General features: G+C 67.4%; 17 protein-coding genes. 10 read left to right on the forward strand and 7 right to left on the reverse strand.

Translation table 11 applies throughout. From position 1 onward, the window contains the following. Nucleotides 1–200 precede the first annotated feature (200 nt). From CAL26_RS13185 to CAL26_RS13225, 9 genes are all read left to right on the forward strand, one after another. The gene (locus CAL26_RS13185) at nucleotides 201–1,664 is read left to right on the forward strand and encodes an FAD-dependent oxidoreductase (RefSeq protein ID WP_094847365.1); all 1,464 of its coding nucleotides are present in this window, start codon (nucleotides 201–203) and stop codon (nucleotides 1,662–1,664) included. A 50-nt stretch (nucleotides 1,665–1,714) separates the two neighbouring features. Next, nucleotides 1,715–2,728: a Bug family tripartite tricarboxylate transporter substrate binding protein gene (locus CAL26_RS13190; RefSeq protein ID WP_094847366.1), complete on the forward strand. Its 1,014-nt coding sequence runs from the start codon at nucleotides 1,715–1,717 to the stop codon at nucleotides 2,726–2,728. A gap of 6 nt (nucleotides 2,729–2,734) precedes the next feature. Then, nucleotides 2,735–4,102, forward strand: a complete 1,368-nt coding sequence (locus CAL26_RS13195) for an MmgE/PrpD family protein (RefSeq protein WP_094847367.1) — start codon at nucleotides 2,735–2,737, stop codon at nucleotides 4,100–4,102. Nucleotides 4,103–4,219: 117 nt separating this feature from the next. Further along, entirely contained in the window at nucleotides 4,220–4,993 is a 774-nt protein-coding gene (locus CAL26_RS13200; protein WP_218831550.1) for an ABC transporter ATP-binding protein, read from the forward strand. A 14-nt stretch (nucleotides 4,994–5,007) separates the two neighbouring features. Further along, entirely contained in the window at nucleotides 5,008–5,778 is a 771-nt protein-coding gene (locus tag CAL26_RS13205; RefSeq protein ID WP_218831551.1) for an ABC transporter ATP-binding protein, read from the forward strand. A 26-nt stretch (nucleotides 5,779–5,804) separates the two neighbouring features. Next, nucleotides 5,805–7,016, forward strand: a complete 1,212-nt coding sequence (locus CAL26_RS13210; protein ID WP_094847368.1) for an ABC transporter substrate-binding protein — start codon at nucleotides 5,805–5,807, stop codon at nucleotides 7,014–7,016. A gap of 10 nt (nucleotides 7,017–7,026) precedes the next feature. Continuing rightward, complete coding sequence (locus tag CAL26_RS13215) at nucleotides 7,027–7,896, forward strand: branched-chain amino acid ABC transporter permease (RefSeq protein WP_094847369.1); 870 nt, start codon at nucleotides 7,027–7,029, stop codon at nucleotides 7,894–7,896. A 9-nt stretch (nucleotides 7,897–7,905) separates the two neighbouring features. Further along, a complete protein-coding gene (locus CAL26_RS13220) occupies nucleotides 7,906–8,826 on the forward strand; it encodes a branched-chain amino acid ABC transporter permease (RefSeq protein ID WP_094847370.1) in 921 nt (306 codons plus the stop codon). Between the two features lie 20 nt (nucleotides 8,827–8,846). Further along, complete coding sequence (locus tag CAL26_RS13225; protein WP_179283351.1) at nucleotides 8,847–9,350, forward strand: GAF domain-containing protein; 504 nt, start codon at nucleotides 8,847–8,849, stop codon at nucleotides 9,348–9,350. A gap of 83 nt (nucleotides 9,351–9,433) precedes the next feature. On the opposite strand, the gene CAL26_RS13230 is transcribed toward CAL26_RS13225, so the two are convergent. Genes CAL26_RS13230 through glf form a run of 3 tightly spaced genes read right to left on the reverse strand, consistent with a single transcriptional unit; the run spans nucleotide 9,434 to nucleotide 14,879 of the window. After that, nucleotides 9,434–11,221 (reverse strand): ABC transporter ATP-binding protein, encoded by a 1,788-nt coding sequence (locus CAL26_RS13230; protein WP_094847372.1) that lies wholly within the window; start codon nucleotides 11,219–11,221, stop codon nucleotides 9,434–9,436. 3 nt (nucleotides 11,222–11,224) lie between these two features. Then, nucleotides 11,225–12,379, reverse strand: coding sequence for a beta-glucosidase (locus tag CAL26_RS13235; protein ID WP_094847373.1), 1,155 nt, complete (start codon nucleotides 12,377–12,379; stop codon nucleotides 11,225–11,227). A 13-nt stretch (nucleotides 12,380–12,392) separates the two neighbouring features. After that, nucleotides 12,393–14,879, reverse strand: coding sequence for a UDP-galactopyranose mutase (glf, locus tag CAL26_RS28815; RefSeq protein ID WP_094847374.1), 2,487 nt, complete (start codon nucleotides 14,877–14,879; stop codon nucleotides 12,393–12,395). Nucleotides 14,880–15,166: 287 nt separating this feature from the next. Between glf and CAL26_RS13245 the strand changes: the two genes are divergently transcribed. Further along, the gene (locus tag CAL26_RS13245) at nucleotides 15,167–16,381 is read left to right on the forward strand and encodes a diguanylate phosphodiesterase (protein WP_094847375.1); all 1,215 of its coding nucleotides are present in this window, start codon (nucleotides 15,167–15,169) and stop codon (nucleotides 16,379–16,381) included. A 37-nt stretch (nucleotides 16,382–16,418) separates the two neighbouring features. On the opposite strand, the gene CAL26_RS13250 is transcribed toward CAL26_RS13245, so the two are convergent. From CAL26_RS13250 to CAL26_RS13265, 4 genes are read right to left on the reverse strand one after another with little or no spacing between them, the layout of a single operon-like run. Continuing rightward, nucleotides 16,419–17,411, reverse strand: coding sequence for a Bug family tripartite tricarboxylate transporter substrate binding protein (locus CAL26_RS13250; RefSeq protein ID WP_094847376.1), 993 nt, complete (start codon nucleotides 17,409–17,411; stop codon nucleotides 16,419–16,421). A 27-nt stretch (nucleotides 17,412–17,438) separates the two neighbouring features. After that, nucleotides 17,439–18,371: an SMP-30/gluconolactonase/LRE family protein gene (locus tag CAL26_RS13255; protein ID WP_094847377.1), complete on the reverse strand. Its 933-nt coding sequence runs from the start codon at nucleotides 18,369–18,371 to the stop codon at nucleotides 17,439–17,441. A gap of 53 nt (nucleotides 18,372–18,424) precedes the next feature. Next, entirely contained in the window at nucleotides 18,425–19,393 is a 969-nt protein-coding gene (locus CAL26_RS13260; RefSeq protein ID WP_094847378.1) for a Bug family tripartite tricarboxylate transporter substrate binding protein, read from the reverse strand. A 28-nt stretch (nucleotides 19,394–19,421) separates the two neighbouring features. Next, entirely contained in the window at nucleotides 19,422–20,492 is a 1,071-nt protein-coding gene (locus CAL26_RS13265) for a cyclase family protein (RefSeq protein ID WP_094847379.1), read from the reverse strand. Nucleotides 20,493–20,503 lie beyond the last annotated feature (11 nt).

Below are 20,503 nucleotides of genomic sequence, written 5' to 3' on the forward strand. Positions count from 1 at the left end.
CTGTCTTCCGCTTGATGCGTTCTTGATGCGATTTTGATCCGATCCAGCGCTGACTATACACAGCAACTACGCCTGTCCCAGCACGATATCTACGCACGCTTCGCATAACTCCCACTCATGCAAACCGGCAAAAATATCGATTGAGGCCCCCGCCGAAATCACCAACACTAGCCGCATATTTCATGACCAGGAAAACGCATATGGTTGCGCAAGAAGAATCCCGCTTCGATGTGGTGGTGGTGGGTTGCGGGGTGGCGGGCCTGAGCGCGGCGGTGGCCGCCGCCGAAGCCGGCGCCAAGGTCGCCCTGCTGGAAAGGTCGACCTACGAAGAGCGAGGCGGCAACACCCGATATACGGAGGCCTACCTGCGCATGAAGAGCGAAACGGAGCTCGCGCACGACTTCGAATCGCTCCTGATCGACAACAGCGGCTATTACATCCAGCCGGACTTCGCCGAATCCACCGTGCGCGACTATGAGAACTGGTCGCCGGTCGTGAAGGCGCTGCCGTTCACGGATCCGGAGCTGATCTCCACCTTCACCGAGTCCGTGCCCGACGCCATCGCGTGGCTGAAGGCCCACGGCATCAGCTTCGGCGAAGCCGGCTTCTACGGCCTGACGCCGCGTCCGTCGCCGCGTATCGCGGTCAACGGCGGCGGCCTGCAGCTGGTGGAAACCATGACGGCCTGCGCCGAAAAGGCCGGCGTGCGCTTCTTCTACGAGATGACCGCCTACGAGCTGCTGCAGTCGGAAGACGGCAAGGTCCGCGGCCTGAAGGCCACGGATACGGCCAACGTGCCGCACCGCTTCCATTGCAATGCCGTCATCCTGGCCTGCGGCGGCTTCCAGGGCAATTCGGAAATGGTCATCCGCTATATCGGCGCGAAGGGACGTTATCTGCGCCCGGTCGCCCCGGGCGGCTATTACAACAAGGGCGAGGGCATCAAGATGGCGCTGCGTATCGGCGCGGCGCCGTCGGGCGACTTCGCGGAATACCACGGCCAGCCCATCGATCCGCGATCAAGCGCGTCCGAAGCGCTGGTCATGGTGTATCCCTATGGCGTGCTGATCAATCGCGACGGCAAGCGCTTCATCGATGAAGCCCCCGGCACCATCGATGCGCACTACGAAGAAACCATCCGCCTGATCGCCGAGCAGAAGAAGGGCATCGCCTACTGCATCCTGGACGACAAGATCAACCGCATCCCCAATTGGAAGCGCTGCGTGCGCAGCGACCAGCCGCCGGAAACGGCGCCGGACATCGCGTCGCTGGGCAGGAAGCTGGGCTTCGACGGCGAGGCCGCGCAGCGCACCATCGACGAATACAACCGCGCCTGCGGCGCGGGCACCTTCAATCCGGAAATCCTGGACGGCCTGGCCACCAGCGGCCTGTCGCCGCGCAAGTCCAACTATGCCGTGCCGCTGGATACGCCGCCTTTCCACGTCTATCCGATCATTTCGGCCAACACCTTCACGCTGGGAGGATTGAAGGTGAACGCCAACGCGCAGGTGGTCAAGAACGAAGGGTGCATACTGCCGGGCCTGTACGCCGCCGGCGAGACGATGGGCCTGTACTACGGGCGTTATCCGGGGGCCACGTCCGTGCTGCGGGGCGCGGTGTTCGGCCGACGGGCAGGGGAGCACGCCGCCACGCATGCCACATAGCGGCAGCGCGGCGCGCAACAAAAATCAATTCAAAAACAACGGAGACAAGCATGTTGAACCGACACTACAAACGCCGGGCCGCACTGGGCCTGGGCGGCGTACTCGCCATGGCCGCCATCGCCGTATCGACGGCGGCGCACGCGCAGCCCCAGGGCAATTATCCTGACAAGCCGATACAGCTGATCGTGCCGTATTCCGCGGGCGGTCCCACCGACGTGGCGGCGCGCGTCATGGCGCAGGCGCTGTCGCAGCGCATCGGACAGAACATCGTCGTCATGTCCATGCCGGGGGCCGGCGGCGTGATCGGCACGGATGCCGTCAACCGCGCCAAGCCGGATGGCTACACCTTGCTGTTCGCCGTGAATTCGATGGCGATCTTCCCGTATACGCGCTCGGCTAAAAATCCCTTGCCATTCGATCCCAACGGCTTCGCGCCCATCGGCAGCGTTGCCGAGTCGGCGCACGTCATCGTCGCCAACAAGAACCTGGGCATCAAGACCATCGCCGACCTGGTCGCCGCCGCCAAGAAGAAACCCGACGTCTACAGCTTCGGTTCGGCCGGCATAGGCGGCACCACACACCTGCCCATCGCCTTGTTCGCGCACCGCGCCGGCATCAAGCTCCTGCACGTGCCGTACAAGGGCGCCGCGCCGGCGATGTCCGACACCATGGCGGGCGTGGTCTCCATTTCCGGCCCGGGTTATACGGACGCGGTAAAGGCCGCCATCGACAATGGCACGCTGGTGGCGCTGGCGACGACGTCCGCCAAGCGCCTGCCTTTCCTGCCCAATGTGCCGACACTGGCGGAGCAGGGCTATCCCGACATGGTCTTTCCGATCTGGTACGCGATGTTCGCCCCCAAGGGGACGCCCGACAATGTGGTCGAAAAATTGAATGCGGCGTTGAAGGCGATGGCAAGCGATGCGGCGTACCAGAAGCAGCAGGCCGCGCAGGGCAACGTCGTCACCTATATGACGCCGCCCCAGGTGGCCGGCATGCTCAAGACCGACATCGCGAAGCTGGGCACGCGGCTGAAGGACGCCGGCATCAACCTGGAGGAATAAGGCCTCATGGACGCCAATAGCGGCAAGGATGCATCGCTGACGCGCCTGCTCGTCGAACGCGCGCTGGCGCTGCGCCACGATGCGCTGCCCGCCGACGTGCGTATCGTCGCCCGCGACTGCCTGGTGGACTGGCTGGGTTGCGCGTTCGCCGCGCTGGACGAGCCGGTCAGCGGCATCGTCGACGCCTTGGCCCGGGAAGAGGGCGGCCATGGGCAGGCGACCGTCCTGGGCCGCGCCTGGCGCGGCACGACGGCGCAGGCCGCGCTGGTCAATGGCACGATGTCGCACGCGCTGGACTACGACGACGTCAACCTGTCGGTGCCGGGCCATATGTCGGCGGCCATCCTGCCGGCGCTGCTGGCCCTGGCGGAACAGCGCGGCCGCGCGCCGGCCGACGTGATCGCCGCCTTCGTGGCGGGCTATGAGTTCGCCTGCGCCATCGGCACCCTGGTGGAACCCGCGCACTATGCGAACGGCTTCCATGCGACCGGCACCATCGGCTGCCTGGGCGCCGCGGTGGCATGCGCCCATTTGATCGGGCTGTCACCCGTCCAGGCCAGCCATGCGGTCGGCGTGGCCGCCACGCAGGCCGCCGGCCTGAAGGCCATGTTCGGCAGCATGGCCAAGCCCCTGCACGCCGGCCTGGCGTCGCAGGGCGGATTGCGCGCGGCGCTGCTGGCTGAAAAAGGCTTCGTCAGCAGGACCGACATCCTGGAATGCCGCCAGGGGTATGCCGCCGTGCACGGCCAGGATTTCCACGTCGGCCTGGCGACGTCGCCGCCCGCCAGCGGCTTCCATATCCTGAACAACCTGTTCAAGTTCCATGCGGCCTGCTACAGCACGCACTCGACGATCGAGGCCATCGCCGCGCTGCGTTCCGCGCATGGCATCGCGGCGGATCAGGTTGCCCGTATCGAGGTCGTGGCGGGCGAGGGCTGCTCCATCTGCAATATCCAGGCGCCGGCCACCGCGCTGGAGGCCAAGTTCAGCCTGCGCGCGACCGCGGCCTTCGCCATGTTGGGCATCGACACGGGCAGCCTGCGGACCTGGGAGCGGTTCAGCGATCCGTCCGTCGCCGCCATGCTGGCGAAGGTCGCGGTCAGGCTGGTGCCGGGGATGAGCCTGAGCGATTCCACCGTCACGATCCTGCACGGCGCCGACATGTCGTCCACGCTGACCTACGACTGCGGCGTGCCGATCGACGACAAGGCGGCGCAGTCGGAGAAGGTTTTCGCCAAGTTCCGCGCCGTCGCGCAACCCGCGCTGGGAGAGGCCGGCGTCGCCGAGGTCCTGGCGCGGATGGCGTCCTTCGACCGACAACCGGATCTCAGGGAACTGATGCGGCGGTGCGCCGCGCCAGGGGGAAATCCCTAATGATCGACTGATTGCGGCACCGCCGAAAACGCGACTAGTATATCCAGGATATTGGATCCAATCCTTGGCGAGCGCGGCAGGGTCCTGTCGCCGCCCGCCTGTCGCAGGAACCGGCCGGTGCTGAATATCAGGCAGTTGAATGTCCGCTTCGGCGGTCTGCGGGTGCTGAACGACGCGACCTTCACGGTCCGTGAAAACGCCATCACGGGCCTGATCGGCCCCAATGGCGCCGGCAAGACCACGCTGTTCAATTGCATCACCGGCCTGCTGCCCGCCGCGCGCGGATCGGTGGAATTCCACGGCGATCCCATCCTGGGATGGCGGCCCGACCGCATCGCGCGCGCCGGGCTGGTGCGCACCTTCCAGCTGGCGCGCGGCTTTCCGCGCATGTCGGTGTTCGAACACCTGATGCTCTATGGCAAGCACCAGCCGGGCGAAAGCCTGCTGGCCGCCTGCCTGGGCAGCGCCGACGCCCGCGGCCGCGAGGCGGCGCTGCGCGAACAGGCCTTCCAGGTCGCCCGGCGGCTGAAGCTCGATCACGTGCTGGACCACCTGGTGGTCGACATATCCGGCGGCCAGAAGAAGCTGCTGGAGATCGGCCGCGCGCTGATGGCCGAGCCGCGCATGCTGTTGCTGGACGAACCCATGGCGGGGGTCAATCCCACGCTGGCCCGCGAGATCGCCGAGCAGCTTGCCCGCCTGCGCGAGGACGGCCTGACCGTGCTGCTGATCGAGCATGACCTGGAGCTGGTGCGGCTGCTGTGCGACGACGTCGTGGTCATGGCCGAAGGCGCTTTCCTGACGCGCGGAGGCTATGACGACGTGATCGCCAATCCCGCGGTACAGGACGCCTATCTGGGCCGCCGGCACGCGGCGAGGGCGGCGCAATGACGGCGGCGAACACGGTGACGACCAACACGGCGACGACGAACGCGGCGGCGGCCCCCTTGCTGCGCGTGCGCGGCCTGGCCGGCGGCTACACGCCCACCGATCGCGTGGTCAAGGGCGTGGACCTGGATATCGCGCCGGGCGAGCTGGTCGTGGTGGTGGGACCCAACGGCGCCGGCAAGTCCACCTTGCTGAAACTGATCGCCGGCCTGCACCACATGGCCGAAGGCAGCATCGAGCTGGAAGACCGTCCCCTGGCGGTGCAGACGCCGCTGGCCCGCGCGCGCGCCGGCATCGGCTTCGTGCCACAGGAAAACAATGTCTTCGGCGGCCTGACGGTGCGCGAAAACCTGGAAATGGGCGCCTACCTGCACGGCGGCGGCGAAGAAGCCCGCATCGACGCCATGTACCAGCGCTTTCCCGTGCTGCGCGACAAGCGGCGCGCGGCGGCCGGCACGCTGTCCGGCGGCCAGCGGCAGGTCGTCGCCATGGCCATGGCGCTGATGGGCGAGCCCCGCATGCTGCTGCTGGACGAACCGTCCGCGGGCCTGTCGCCCGCCGCCTGCGAGGTCCTGTTCGACACCGTGCGCGAACTGGCCGACGGCGGGCTGACCATCCTGATGATCGAACAGAACGCGCTGGCCGCGCTGGATATCGCCGATCGCGGCATCGTCATGGTCAGCGGCGCCAAGCGCGCCGACCGCGCCGCGCGCGACCTGGCCGCTGACCCGGAAACCCGCCGCATGTTCCTGGGCGGCGCCGACCAACATCACCCGTCAGATCGCTGACATTCAGAGCTTCGAGGATCTCCGCCATGTCCAACCTTCCGTACCGCCGCCGTTTCCTGAAACTGGCCGCCGCCGGCGCCGCGCTGGGCGCGCAGCCCTATATCCTGCGCGGCGCCTACGCGCAGGCCACGGACCCCATCATGCTGGGCGCGCTCTCGCCGCTGTCGGGCTCGGGCGCGCAATACGGGCCGCCGATGCAGCAGGCCATCGCCGCCGTGGTCGACGAAGTGAATGCCGCCGGCGGCGTGCTGGGGCGGCAGATCAAGCTGGTGCGCGAGGACTGCCAGACCAACCCCGAGGCCGCGGTGCGCGCGGCGCGCAAGCTGATCGACGTCGACAAGGTCGTGGCCATCATCGGCGTCTGGTCGTCGCCCGTCACGCAGGCCGTGGCGCCCTTGTGCTGGGAAAGCAGGACGGTGATCGCCTGCGCGTCGGGCGCCGACAACCTGACGCACCTGCCGCACCAGGGCTACCTGTTCCGCACCCAGCCGACGACGACGCTGCAGGGCCGCAAGTTCGGCGAGTTCGCGCTGGCGCAGGGCGCCCGCAAGGTGGTCTACCTGTCGCCGCAGACGCCTTTCGTGCAGTCCATGACGGAGAACATGGCCAAGGCGATGGCCGCCGCCGGCGGCACGGTCACGACCGTCGTGTACGAAGACAAGAAGGCCAGCTACCGCACCGAAGTGGACAAGGCGCTGGCCAGCAAACCCGACATGCTGGTGCTGGGCGGCTACGTGGCCGACACCTCGGTGCTGGTGAAGGACCTGTACCGCGCCGGTTATCAGGGCAAGATGCTGTCGTACGCCTATACGGTCAACAAACAGCTGATCGAATCGGTGCCCAAGGACACGGTGGAAGGCATCTTCACCATCGCGCCTTCGCCGGCGGCGGACGGCACCGCGTACGCGCGCCTGAAGAAGATCGTGAATTCCGACAGCCCCGATCCCTACACCGCGCAGTCCTATGACCATGCGAACCTGGTCATCATGGCGATGGCGCAGGCCAGGGCGGCGTCCGGCGCGGCCATCAAGGACGCGATACGCAAGCTGACGGCCGATGGCGGCCAGCGGGTGGACAACGCGGCGGCCGGCATCAAGATCCTGGCTGGCGGCGGCAGCATCGACTACGTCGGCGCCAGCGGCCCTTGCCGTTTCACCGATATCGGCGACGTCGCCGAGGCCAGCTTCCGCTACGAGCAGGTCAAGGACGGCAAACCCGTGCTGCTGAAGATCGCTTGAAGGACCACCCGTGACGGAGCTGTTGCAAGCGCTGGCGAATGGGATCATCGCCGGCGCCACCATCGCCTTGCCCGCGGTAGGCCTGTCCATGATGTACGCGGTGCTGCGGTTTCCCAATTTCGCGGTGGCCGGGGTGGCCAGCGTCGGCGCCTACCTGGCCTACCTGGCCAACGTGCGCGCCGGGCTGCCGCCGGTCGCGACCATACCGGTGGCCTTCGCCGGCGCCGGCCTGGTAGGCCTGGCATGCGACTGGATAGGCATGCGGCGCCTGCGGCGCGTGCCGTCGTCCGATGGCGGCCTGACCGTGGCCATCGTGTCGATCGCCATCATGCTGGCGCTCGAGGCGATTCTGCGCTTCGCCTTCGGCAATGACCTGCGCAGCTTCGACGTGCCCATCATGCGCGACGTGAGCGTCGGCGGCATCCGGGTCAGTCCGCAGCAGTTCGCCAACCTGGGAATTGCCGTGGCCGTGACGGCCTGCCTGTTCCTGTACTTCCGCTATACGCGCATGGGCAAGGCAATGCGCGCCGTGGCCGACAATCCGACGCTGGCCCGCCTGAAGGGCATCGACCCGGACATCATCGCGGGGCTGACCATCTTCCTGGGCATGGGACTGGCTGGCGTGGGAGGCGCCTTGCTGGGCATCGACACCAGCATCGACCCGCTGACGGGCAGCCGCTTCCTGCTGACCTTCTTCGCGGCCAGCGTGCTGGGCGGCCTGGCCAGTCCGGCGGGCGCGGTGATCGGCGCGGTGGCGATAGGCGTGGCCGAGGAGGTCGCGCTGATCTGGCTGCCACCGACCTATCGCAGCGCGGTGGGCTTCGTGGCCATCTTCGTCTTCCTGACTTTCCGACCGCAGGGCCTGATGGGCCGGCGCTGAGGCACAGCCATGCTTTCCTATCTGGCGTTCTCTCTTACATTGGCGGCCGTGTACTGCCTGCTGGCCCTGGGCCTGACGGTGATCTGGGGCTACACCGGCATGGTCAACCTGGGCATCGTCGGCTTTTTCGCCGTGGGCGCGTATGCGTCGGCCATCGTCACCACGCAGCTGGGCTGGCCCATCCTGGCGGGCTGGATCCTGGGCGCGCTGGCCGCCGGCGCGGCGGGCGTGGTGATGACGTACGCGACGCGCGGGCTGCGCGGCGATTACCTGGCCATCGTGACGCTGGGCTTCGCCGAAACGGTGCGCCTGGTGGCGCTGAACGAGAACTGGCTGACCAAGGGGGCGGAAGGTATTCCCGGCATACCGGGCCCGATGAAGGCCGAACTGGGGCCATGGTTCAACACCGCGTATCTGCTGGTGGCCTGGCTGATCGCCGCGCTGGCCGCCTGGCTGCTGGCGCGGATCGCCGCGAGTCCCTACGGCCGCGTGCTGCGCGCCATCCGCGACGATGACGTGGTCGCGCTGGTCGCCGGCAAGAACGTGCCGCGCTACAAGGTGGCGGCGTTCGCCATCGGCACCGCGCTGGCCGGCCTGGCCGGCGCCTTGTATGCGCATTTCACTTCCTACATCGCGCCCGACCTCGTCGCGCCCTTGCTGACCATCTACGTGTTCCTGGCAGCGACGGCCGGCGGGAACGCCCGGCCCATGGGCGCGGTGGTGGGCGCGCTGCTGGTCATGGCCTTGCTCGAAGGCACGCGCATGCTGGCGGCGTTCACGTCGGCGTTGTCGGCGGTGCAGGCCGCGGCCCTGCGCGATTTCATCATCGCCGCCGCGCTGGTCGCCATCCTGCAGGTGCGCCCGCAGGGCATCCTGCCCGAACGCATACGGCCGGCGGGCGCCGACGGCCATCGTCCCAAGCACTCATAGGTAACCATATGGAGTCCGGAATGGAATCGAGAGCATTGGAATTACTGCATCAATCGTGCACCGCGGCCGCGGTGCGAGGCGGGCGCGAAGGGTTGTTTCGCGGCATCGACCAGGCGCTGGGCGAACTGGTGGGGCACAAGCTGTTCACTATCCTGTACACCTCGCCGGACGCGCAGCAGGTGATCCGCCTGTACAGCAATCAACCGGAGGCCTATCCGGTCAGCGGGGCAAAGAAGATGGGGCCCACGCCATGGGGCGACCTGGTCATCACGCGCGGCCAGCCGTATATCGGCAATACCGAGGACGACATCAAGTGGGCGTTCTTCGACCACGAACTGATCAAATCGCTGGGTTGCGACTCGGTGCTGAACGTGCCCGTGGTGATCGAGGGCCGGACGCTGGGCACCTTGAACCTGCTGCACCAGGCCGGATGGTACGAGGACCGGCACGTGCCCATCGCCACGCCGTTCGCCTACCTGCTGGCGCCGCTGTTCGAGGCGGTGCGGCGCGACGCCGGCGCGTGACCGGGCGGGTCAGGGCGTCGACCTGAATGGACGCCGGAGCGCCTGACGCCGGGGGCGGGGAAACGCGCCCCTGCGACGCCGGCCTACTGCATCGACAGGTTTTCCTCCAGCGGTTCCTGACGGCTCTGCATATGCCAGAGCGTGGCGAACAATCCGCCACGCTCGCGCAGCACGTCGGGCGGGCCGTCTTCCACCAGGCGGCCCTCGTCCAGCACGATGATGCGGTCGAAGGACGACAGCGTCGACAGGCGGTGCGCGACAGCCAGCACCGTGCGGTTGCGCATCAGGCCGTTCAAGGCCTGCTGCACGCGCACCTCCGACCGGCTGTCCAGCGCCGACGTGGCTTCGTCCAGCAGCAGGATGGGCGCGTCTTTCAGGAAGGCCCGCGCCATGGACAGGCGCTGGCGCTGTCCGCCCGATAGCGAGGCGCCGCGTTCGACCAGCAGCGTCTGGTAGCCATCCGGCAACCGGTCGATGAATTCGTCGCAGTGCGCCAGCCGGGCCGCTTCGTAGACCTCTTCGTCGGTCGCATCCGGCCGGCCATAGCGGATGTTCTCCATAATGGTGCGGCGAAACAAGGGCAGATCCTGCGGCACCACCGCGATGGCCCCGCGCAGGCTGTCACGCGTCAGCCCGTCCACGGGCTGGCCGTCCAGCCGGATGCTGCCGCGGCTGACGTCGTCCAGGCGCTGCAAGAGGTTCAGCAGGGTGGACTTGCCGGCGCCGGATGCGCCGACCACGCCGACCTTCTGCCCGCCGGGAATGCACAGGTCCAGGCCGTGGAAAACCTGGTGGCCGTCCGGGTAGGCGTAGTGGACATCATGCAGTTCGATCCGGCCGCCGCGCGGTTGGTAGACGCGCGCGTCTGGCAGGTCCTTCATGCCGTGCGGCTGCGCCACTACGCCCAGCATCTCGCCGATCACGCCGAACTGTTGCGCGGTGCCCACCAGGGCCAGGGCCAGGTCGCGCGAACCGTGCAGGATGCGAAAGGCCAGGGCGCTGACGACCACCACGTCGCCCGTCGTCATGACGTCGCGGCGCCAGGCGTACAAGGCCCAGAACAGCATCGACCCGGCCATGACCCACAGGCAGATATCGTGCAGCACGCGGGCCTTCTCCAGGTACATCCAGCTGCGGCGCTGCGCGTGGGCCTCCTGCTCGACCTGCCACTTCAGGCGGTCATGTTCCTGCCGGTGCGCGGTGAATGCCTGCACCGTCCAGATATTCGATACCGTATCGATGATTTCGCCGCCCACCCGCGACGCGTGCATGCCATAGGTTTCGTGCAACTTGCGGCCGCGTATGCCGAACAGCACGATCACCAGGGCCACGGTCGCCACGAATAGCGTCAGCGCCATGGCCAGTTTCCAGTCTATGGTCAGCAGCACCACCGTCGCGCCGATGAACTCCACGCAGGGCGGCGTCACGTTCCAGGTCATGGTTCCGTAGATGGAGGCGCTGGCCGTCGCCGTGGCCGATATGCGATTGCCCAGCGCGCCCGTCAAGTGGCGCCTGAAGAAGGGCAGGGAGTGTCCGGTCAGGTGATCGAATAGATCGATGCGCATGTCGGCGCAGGACGCCACGATGGTGCGGCAACCCAGCCAACCGGCCGACCGCCACAAGGTGCTTTCCACGCCGATCAGCACCAGGAAGAAAACCAGCGGATGCCAGATATCCGCGCGAGCCCGGTCGGGTTCGGCCATGGCGTCGACGATCAGCTTCATGCCGTATTGAACGGCGACGGCGCAGCTCGCCGCGCTGACGATCAGCAACGCGAGACAGGCGAAGCTGCCCGGCCTGGCCTTGACGTAATGGAACAGGAAGGGAAGCGGACGGGAGGGAATGGGCCGGGCGGACATGGCGAAGGGCATCGATCAATGCGCGCGCTTGGAGGCCTCGACAGGGACGGGGACGGGCGCTTCGGATAGCTCGCGGAAGCGGCGCTGTTGCCGGAACAGCTCGGTGGCCGTCGCCATATCGACGGGGCGGCGTCCCTCGGCATCGGCGAAGCCGAGCAACCCGGTCGGACAGTGCCTGTCGTCCTCCCAGCCGGGATAGTCGGTGATCGGATACAGGCAGATGCCCAGGATGGGCAGACCCTGCGCCATCGCGGCCGCCGTTTCGTCGCAGACATAGCGCAGCCAGCCCGCGCGCCGTTCGCCTTCGGCGCCGGTTTCGGCGATCAGGATGGGTCGTTCGTAGCGTGCGTGGACCCGCGCCAGCATGTCGCGCAGGGGCAGGTAGCCCGGCGTGTCGCGATGGATGGTCGGCCCGTTCAGATACCACTGGTTGTGCGGATAGAAGTTGACGCCGATGATGTCCAGGTACTCGGTCGCGCCGCCGAGCTCCGGCGCCATGCTGCCGCGCACCATGTCCCATCCCTGGTACTGGGCCAGCGTACAGTGGTGGGCGGCGGCGCGATCCTCCGGCGTGGCCGTCGCGACGCGGATCATGGGGTCCGCCAGGACGAAGCGGGCGCGGACATCGACCTGCCGGATGGCTTCGATCGCCGCCACGGTGCAGGCCGCGAGTTGGCGTTTGAGCTCATCGCCGCGGCCCGTTCCGCAAGGCGCGAAGTGGTTCATTTCGCCGCCTGCCCAGGCCCAGTAGGACAACTCGTTCACCGGGCAGTAGAAGGGCGTGCCCGGGCAGCGTTCGCGTATCAGGGCGGCGGCCCGCGCGGCATAGCGGGCGAAACGCTGCGGAAACCCCGGGCTCCAGATATCGAGGTGTTCGGGCCAACCGTAATGGCACAGGTCCCATATGACCTGCGTTCCGCCGCGCACGGCGGCATCGATCTGGCCGACAGCGCTGGTCCAGTCGAAGCTGCCGTCCTCCCGTTCGATGCGGTGCCAGCGCAGGCCGTCGCGCACGGTCCGGATGCCGCAGGCGGACAGCGCCTGGAAGTCGGCCAGCGCGTGGCGCGCATGACCGGTACTTTCCAGCAGGTCCAGGCGCCGGCCGTCCGGAAACTTCAGCGTCGAGCACTCGAATCCGCCTTGCAGGAAACTGCGAAAAACAGCCGTCATCGGTCCGCCCCCGTCATGCTACCGCCTGGGCCGCCAGCGCCGGCCCGGCGCGATGTTCGGCCTCGATGCGCCCATACGCCGCCAAAGCCTGCGCGACCACCTGGTCCATGTTGTAGTAGCGATAGGTAGCGAGCCTGCCGACGAACAGCACGTGCGGACGCTCGTCGGCCAGGGCCTGGTAGCGGCGGTAAAGTTCGGCATTCTCCGGCCGCGGGACCGGATAGTAGGGGTCGCCTTCGGCGCTCGGGTATTCGTAGGTGACGCTGGTGCGGGGATGGCGTTGCCCGGTCAGATGCTTGTATTCGGTGATGCGCGTATAGGGCACTTCTTCCGCCGGATAGTTGACCACGCCGACCGGCTGGAACTGCTCCTGATCGTAGGTTTCGTGCCGGAAGACCAGCGAGCGATACGGCAACGCGCCGTGGCAGTAATCGAAGTACTCGTCGATGGGGCCGGTATAGACCAGCCGCCGCGCCGGCACGGCGCCGCGCAGTTCGCGGTAGTCCGTTCCCAGGCATATGTCGACGTTCGGGTGGTCCAGCATCTGCTCGAACATGCGGGTATACCCCTGGTCCGGCATGGCCTGGAAGCGATCCGTGAAATAGCGGTCGTCATGAGACGTACGGGTGGGCACGCGCGCGGTGACGCTCTTGTCCAGCTGCGACGGGTCCAGGCCCCATTGCTTGCGGGTGTAGCCGCGAAAGAAGCGCTCGTACAGATCCCTGCCGACCTGCGACACCACAACGTCTTCGGCGGTGCGGATCTGCACATGCGTTTCGGCGCGCGCGGCCAGGAAGGCCTGGGCGGTTTCGCTGGTGAAGGGCCGTCTGTACAGCGTGGACAGCGTCGTCAGATTGATGGGCATGGGCAGGAGCATGCCATCGACGCTGGCGAGCACGCGGTGTTCGTAGGGACGCCAGCCGGTGAACCGCGACAGATACTTCACGACCTGGTCGGCATTGGTATGGAAGATGTGCGGGCCGTAGCGGTGGACGAGCACGCCGGCATCGTTGACGAAGTCGTAGGCATTGCCGCCTATGTGCGGGCGGCGATCGATCACCAGCACGCGCTGGCCCAGGCCCGCGGCCAGCCGTTCGGCCAGCACGCAGCCGGCGAACCCGGCGCCGACGACCAGATAGTCGTAACGCGCCGTGGGCGAGCGGGACGTGCGCGGCGTCCGGGTGGGCTGCATCGGCTGCGTCGGCTGCGGCGCGCCTTCTCTGCCGGCGCTCCTGCCGTGCATCGGCACCACCGGCGCCGCGTTCGCGGGGGATGCCCCGGCCTGCGCTTCGGCGAGCCTCCCGGCAAGCCTCCCGGCAAGCCTCCCGGCAAGCCTTTCGGACATGTCCCGCCAGGTGCGGTCCCACGACATGCCCGCGAGCGCACGGTCCGCCTGGGCGGCCACCACGGCGGGCGCCAGCGCATCGCGCAGCGCCGCTTCGGCGGCCTGTACGAAGCTTTCGGCGTCATCGGCGATGCGCACCAGTGGGCAAGCGCCATAGCCGCGCTCGACGTCGGCGATGCGCGTGCTGACCACCGGCCGCCCGGCGGCGATGAACTCGGGTGTCTTGGTCGGGCTGATGTATCGCGTGGACTCGTTCAGGGCGAACGGCATCAACGCCGCATCCCATCCCGACAGGTAGGCGGGCAGGTCGTTGTAGTCCTTGGGCCCCAGGTAATGGATGTTGGCGGCGCGCGGCAGCGTCGCCGGATCGATCTTGACGACCGGACCGATCAAGACCAACTGCCAGCCGGGACGCGCCGCGGCGACGCGCGCCACCAGTTCGCAGTCGAAACGCTCGTCCAGGACCCCGTAGAAGCCCAGCCGCGGGTGCGGTATCGCGGCCTGGTCGGCAGGCTCGTCGCCGCACGTGCGGGCGCGGCGGAAATGCTCCACGTCGACGCTGCTGGGAAAGGCGTGGACGTTACGGTGTTTCCCACGCTTGGCCTCGTACAAGCTGTGCCCGCCCGTGAACACGATGTCGGCGCGCGCCAGCAGTTCGGCTTCACGCGCCGTAAGTTCCGGCGGCGCGCCCCGAAATGCGGAAAGCTCATCCATGCAGTCGTACACCACCGTGCCGGCCGTCAGGTGGCCGGAGTAGCCGAGCGCCATGGGCGTGTAGTACCAGAGCAGCGCGGGCCTGATGGCGTCATCCGCGATGACGGTATCGAGCAGGCGCTGCAGCGTCGTCTCGGTTTGCTGCGCGTCCATGCCGGCGGGCAGCCGGGGCACCAGCACCGCAATGCCGCCATCGACGATGCGCCGCTCCAGCCATGCCTCGCCGCCATCGGCGGCCAGGGGCTCCTCGAAGTAGTACACCCGATGCGATCGCGCAAACCGCGACAGCAGATGCTGCGGGCGCTGGTAGACGAAATGCCAACGCAGATGCGAGAAGCAGATCAGATCGGGACGCGCGGGCTGTTGCGGTGCGGGGCCGGTCGCGAGCGTCCAGGGCCGTGCGGTGTCGTCGTCGACACGCTGGGGAGCTTGGGGATTCATGATCGCCTCGAGGTGATGACGGATGGGAAATGCCGTGCGAATGAGAAGCAGGATGCTGGCCGCGGTCCACGGACGGGGCGCTTGGGCGCGCGGATGTGGCCGCCCCTCGACGCAGCCGGCATGCCCAACGTGAAGCCGCTGCCTGTTCGAAGGTTGCGGGATATCCTCACTACAACGCGAAGTAAGTCATACTCAAGCTGGTCAAGGTAATATGAAGCACACTCACAAAACCTGCTCGAGCAGGGGCGGTGCAGGGAGCAATCTTGGCGTTTGCGGGAGGGGATCACATGCTATCGACGCTCATCTACCGCAGCCGCATACGCGGAAGCCTGTCCGCGGAAGAGCTGCATAAGCTGGCCGATGCGGCGGGCCGACGTAATCAGTCCCTGCAGGTGACCGGCATCCTGCTGTTCGATGGCGAACACTTCTTCCAGGTGCTGGAAGGCCCGGACGATCAGGTGGATGCGCTCTACAAATCGATCCTGCGCGATCCGCGCCACACCCAGGTCGTCCGCCTGCTGCGTGACCACGCGCCGTCGCGCCGTTTCGGCGGACATGCCATGGAGCTCTTCGACCTGCGCCTTTATCCCGCCGGTACCGTCCTGGACGCGCTGCTCGCCCGCGTGACGGCGCGCACCAGGCAGACCTACGACGACAGGGTGCTGAAGATCATCAAGGCCTGTGCCGCAGGCGAATGGAAAGACCATTTCGTCGAAGGCAGCGATGCATCGGAATGGACGTTCGCGCCGGGCGGCGACGTTTTCGGCGCGGCGGGCGGCGTACCGATCGCCGGCCAGCCCTGCCAGTTCGCTTTGCAGCCCATCGTCGATCCGCTGCGCCGAGAGGTCAGCTCGCTGGAAGCACTGATCCGCAGCGCATCCGGCGGTTCGCCCGAAGCCTATTTCGCCTCCATCCCCAAGAACAAGCTTCACCAGGCGGACCTGGACGCGAAGGCCTACGCCTTCGCGCTGGTCAACAGCATAGGCATCGGCGACTGCAAGGTGTCCGTGAACCTGCTGCCCATGTCGCTGGTGGCGGTGCCTGGCGCGGTCGATATCCTGCTGGAGCAGCTGGCACGCAACAACCTGGCGCCCGAGCAGCTCGTGGTCGAGGTGACGGAACAGGAGTTCATCTCGCGCCTGGACGGTTTCACCACCGCCATCACGCAATTGCGCCGCGCCGGGATCGGCCTGGCCATCGACGACTTCGGCGCCGGGTTCGCCGGCCTGTCGCTGCTGGTCGAATTCCAGCCCGAGAAGCTGAAGATCGATCGCAAGCTTATCCACGGCGTGCACGCCGACGGACCGCGCCAGGCCATCGTGCGCTCGATCGTCCAGTTCTGTGTTTCGCTCGGTATCACGATCGTGGCCGAAGGGGTGGAAACCGCGGAAGACTGGTGCTGGCTGCAGGCGGCGGGTATAGAAAGGTTCCAGGGCTATCTGTTCGCCCGGCCGGCGTTGAACGGCGTCGCGCCCATCTGGTGGCCCAGCAGGAAATGCTAGGGCCCGCGGGCGCGGACAGCCGCACCCCGGGCCTTGCTCAGTCCTGGCGGATGTTGCCCCTGCGGATGACGTCCGCCCATTTGGCGTCTTCTTTCTTCAGGTACTCGGCGAATTCGGCCGGCGTCGAGCCCACCGGCTGTACGCCCAGGTCATTGAAGCGCTTGCGGACGTCATCTTCCTTCAAGACCTGCACCAGGGTGTCGTGCAGCTTCGCCGCGACGTCATTCGGCACGCCGGCCGGCACGAACACGCCGTTCCACTCGTAGACCTCGTAGCCCGGGATGACCGTTTCGGCCACGGTCGGCACGTCGGGCAGCCGCGGCGAGCGCTGCGGCGAGGAAATCACCAGCGCGCGCACCCGGCCGGCTTCGACCAGGGGAAAGGATGCCGCCACCGTGCTGAACATGAAGTCCACCTGGCCGGTCATCACGTCGGTGATGGCCGGGCCGCCGCTCTTGTACGGCACGTGCACCATGTCCAGGTTCAGCTTCTGGCGGAACAGCTCGGACGCCAGGCGCTGGACGGTGCCGCTGCCGCCGGAGGCGAAGTTGATCTTGCCCGGATGCGCCTTGGCCTGCGCGACCAGGTCGTTGACATCCTTGTACTTGGAGTCCGCCTTGACGATCAGGATGTTGGGCGCCAGCGACACCAGCGACACGGGCTGCAGTGCGGTGCTGGTGTAGGGCATCTGCGGAAACAGATGCGGGTTGATGGAGTAGGGCGTGGCGTCGTACAGCACCGTATAGCCATCGGGCGCGGCCTTGGCCACATACGCCGCGCCTATGGTGCCGCTGGCGCCGGGACGGTTTTCCACCACGACGCTGGTATTCAGCCTGGCTCCCATGCGCTGGGCGAGCAGGCGCGCGAGCGCGTCCGCCGAACCGCCGGGGGCGTAGGAAACCACCATGGTGATGGGACGCTCGGGGTATGCCGCATGGGCGGTCGCGGCGGCTCCCAGTGCCGCCGCCACGGCGACAGCGCGGGCCGCGTGCAGGATGGACGATGAAAGTTTGGTTCGGATGGCTGACATGAGTGTCTCCTTTTTGATGTGTGGGGCTTACCTGCCGGGCAAGCCTTGCAGCCGCGACAGCGGCAACCCCGCGTTGGGCGCCGACGCGGTAAGAATGGAACCGGACACCGATTCGGTGCAGTAAAGCGTGCGGCGCTCCGGCCCGCCGAATGCGATATTGGTGGTCGACATGCCCTTGGGGCTGCGCCAGATGGTGATCGGCTCGGCACGATGATTGAGTAGCCAGACGTAGCCCAGGCCCGGATTGCAGACCAGCAGGTTGCCCGCGCCGTCGACGGCAAGGCCGTCCGGACCGCTGGGACCATAGGACGTGAAGAACTGGCTGACCTTGCTGACGCTGCCATCGGCCATCAGCGGCACGCGCCACACGCAATTGCCGCGCGTCACCGCCAGGTACAGCACGCGGCCGTCCGGCGACAGGGCCACGCCATTCGGGCTGGGCACATTGTCCAGCAGCAGGTCGAGCTGGCCGTTCGGGCGCAGGCGATACAGGCGTCCGCCGGGATCGTGCAGTCCGCTCTGGCCCTGGTCGGTGAAGTACAGGTTGCCCTGCGCGTCGAAGATGAGATCGTTCACGCCGCGAAAGCGTTCGCTGTTGCGGCGTTCCAGGTAAGGCGCGACCTTGCCGGCCGCGATGTCCAGCAGCATCAGACCGTTCTTGTAATCGGTGATCAGCAGGCGGCCGGCATCCAGGAACTTCATGCCGTTGGGCTCGCCGTCGTACTCGACGATCAGGGTCCATGCGCCGGCCGCGTCGATCCTGAAGATCCGGCCCCAGGGGATGTCGGTCACGTACAGGTTGCCGGCGTCGTCGAACACCGGCCCTTCCAGGAAGGAATCCGTCACGGCGCCGCCGCGATTGGCATCGGCCCAGGCGCTGCGGCGCGCCTTGCGGTATGCGTCGGGCATGGCGGTCCATACCTCGAAGTCGACGACTTCGGGCGGGTTGATCAGGAACATGGTGCTTCTCCGTAGCTGTGCGCGCGCGCCGGCGGGCCAGCGCGCGGAGGGCGTTACTCCGCCTTCAGGCCCAGGTCTTTGGCCAGGGTGCTGTATTCGTCTATCTCGTGCGCCATCTGCGACTGGAAGGCGTCGCCGCAGGTGCTGCGCGGCTGCATGCCCAGCGCGTCCAGGCTTTTCGCGGTGCCCGCCGCGGACGCATAGGCGGCCGCGACCTGCTCGAGCTTCTGCCGCGCATCGGCCGGGATGCCGGCGGGGGCGAGCACGCCATACCAGGCTTCGGCGGCGTAGTCTTTCACGCCGGCCTGGGCGAAGGTCGGCACGTCGGGCAATTGCGGCAGGCGTTGCGGGGCGGCGACGGCCAGCGCGGTCAGCTTGCCGGCCTCGACCTGCGGCAGCACCGAACCCAGGGTGGCGAACGAGCTATCGACCTGTCCGCCCATCAGGTCCGACACCGCCTGCGCCGCACCCTTGTATGGGATGTGATTCATCGACGTGCCGGTCAGCCGCAGGAATTGTTCGGTGTAGAAATGGCCGGAGCTGCCGGTGCCGGGCGTGGCGAACGTGTGCTTGCCGGGTTCGGCCTTGAGCCGGGCCACGAATCCGTCCAGCGTCTTCACGGGCATTGACGGCCCGACGACCAGTACGGTCGGGCTGACGGCCACGGCGCAGATGGGCGTGAACGAGCGCAACGCGTCGAACTTCACGCGGTCGCTGTAGAGCGCCGGAATCATGGTGTGATTGGTCGCACCGAACAGCAGCGTATAGCCATCGGCAGGCGCCTTGGCGACGGCCTCCGCCGCCAGGATGGTATTGGCGCCGGGCCTGTTTTCCACGACGAAGGTCTGGCCCAGTGCCTGACCGGCGTAGGAAGCGAAGGATCGTGCCACCACGTCCGTGGGGCCGCCGGGAGAGAAACCGACGATGATGCGGACGGGCTTATCCGGATAAGCAGCCTGTGCGGTCGCGCTCCCAGCGACGAGCAGCAGCGCCGCGGCCAGGAAAGGGCGGGCGAGTTTCATGTTGTCTCCTCAACGGTTTGCCGTTCGGCTATACCGTGGCGATGGGGGTTGCCGGCGATCCTGCGGCGCCGGGTAAGCGTAAGGGGGGTGCGGTCAACAGGAAGCGGCTGCGGCCGTTGGCGCGCAGCCAGCGCGCGAGCGGCGTCAGCCACCACAGTTCGCCCAGGTGGATCCCGTGCTTGAACAGGCAGTGTTCGTGCAGCGGCAGGCGGGGACCGCGCATGGGCTGTCCCTGCTGGCCGAACTTGACCGGCTGCACCAGTTCGACCGCCGGGTTGTCGGAAATCAGGCAGGCCAGCCGGCTGTCGACGATCCACTGCAGCAGCTTCGCGTCATTGCCGTCCAGGCCGCTGCCTGTCGCGTGCAGATGGGCGACGTCCGGCTTGCCGCGCATCGACATCAGCATGTCGCCGAAGCCGGTATGCAGGCAGACCATATCGCCGGGCTCGATCGCGATGCCGTCCGCGTCCAGCATGCGCATCAGCGCGTCGTAGCCGACCGCCTCCCGCTTGCGTCCTACGTGGTGCTCGAGGTCGATCAGCACACCCCGACCCTGCGCGCCGTGTTCCGCGAGCTGCTCGATGCCGAGCGCGTTCGCGGTCGGTCCGGGAAATCTCGCCCAGTCCGTGACCGCCTTCGGATCCTCCGGCGCGGCGTGCAGGTCCACGCCCGCGCGAAAGCCGTTGTAGAACACCGCCTCGTCGACGCCGTCGGCATCGGCGTCGAAGCGGCTGCCCATGTGCGCCAGGCTGTCCCACTGCGTGGAGTACTGCGTGTTCATCAGCAGCACGTCGTCGCAGACCACGTCGGTCAGCGCGGGATCTTCGCTGGCATAGGACCAGCAAAAGCCCTGCGCACCGGCGCTCTTGCCGTCGCGCAGCGTGGCGTAGCGTCGCGGCGGCAGACGGCGCGGATTCAGCGCCATGCCGCCGGGCAGGTCCAGGGGAAGCGACAGGCAGAAGGTCTGTCCTGCCCGCACCTCGGCGATGCCTTGCAGCACCTTGGCGCGGTCGACCAGATTCATGCGCCCGCGTTGGTCGTCATCGCCGAATTCGCCCCAGGAACTGCCGGGCGGCGCCTGTTTCCATCGTTTGGCCATGGCTTGGTTTC

The sequence above is a fragment of the Bordetella genomosp. 9 genome (assembly GCF_002261425.1).
Lineage (GTDB): Bacteria > Pseudomonadota > Gammaproteobacteria > Burkholderiales > Burkholderiaceae_B > Bordetella_C.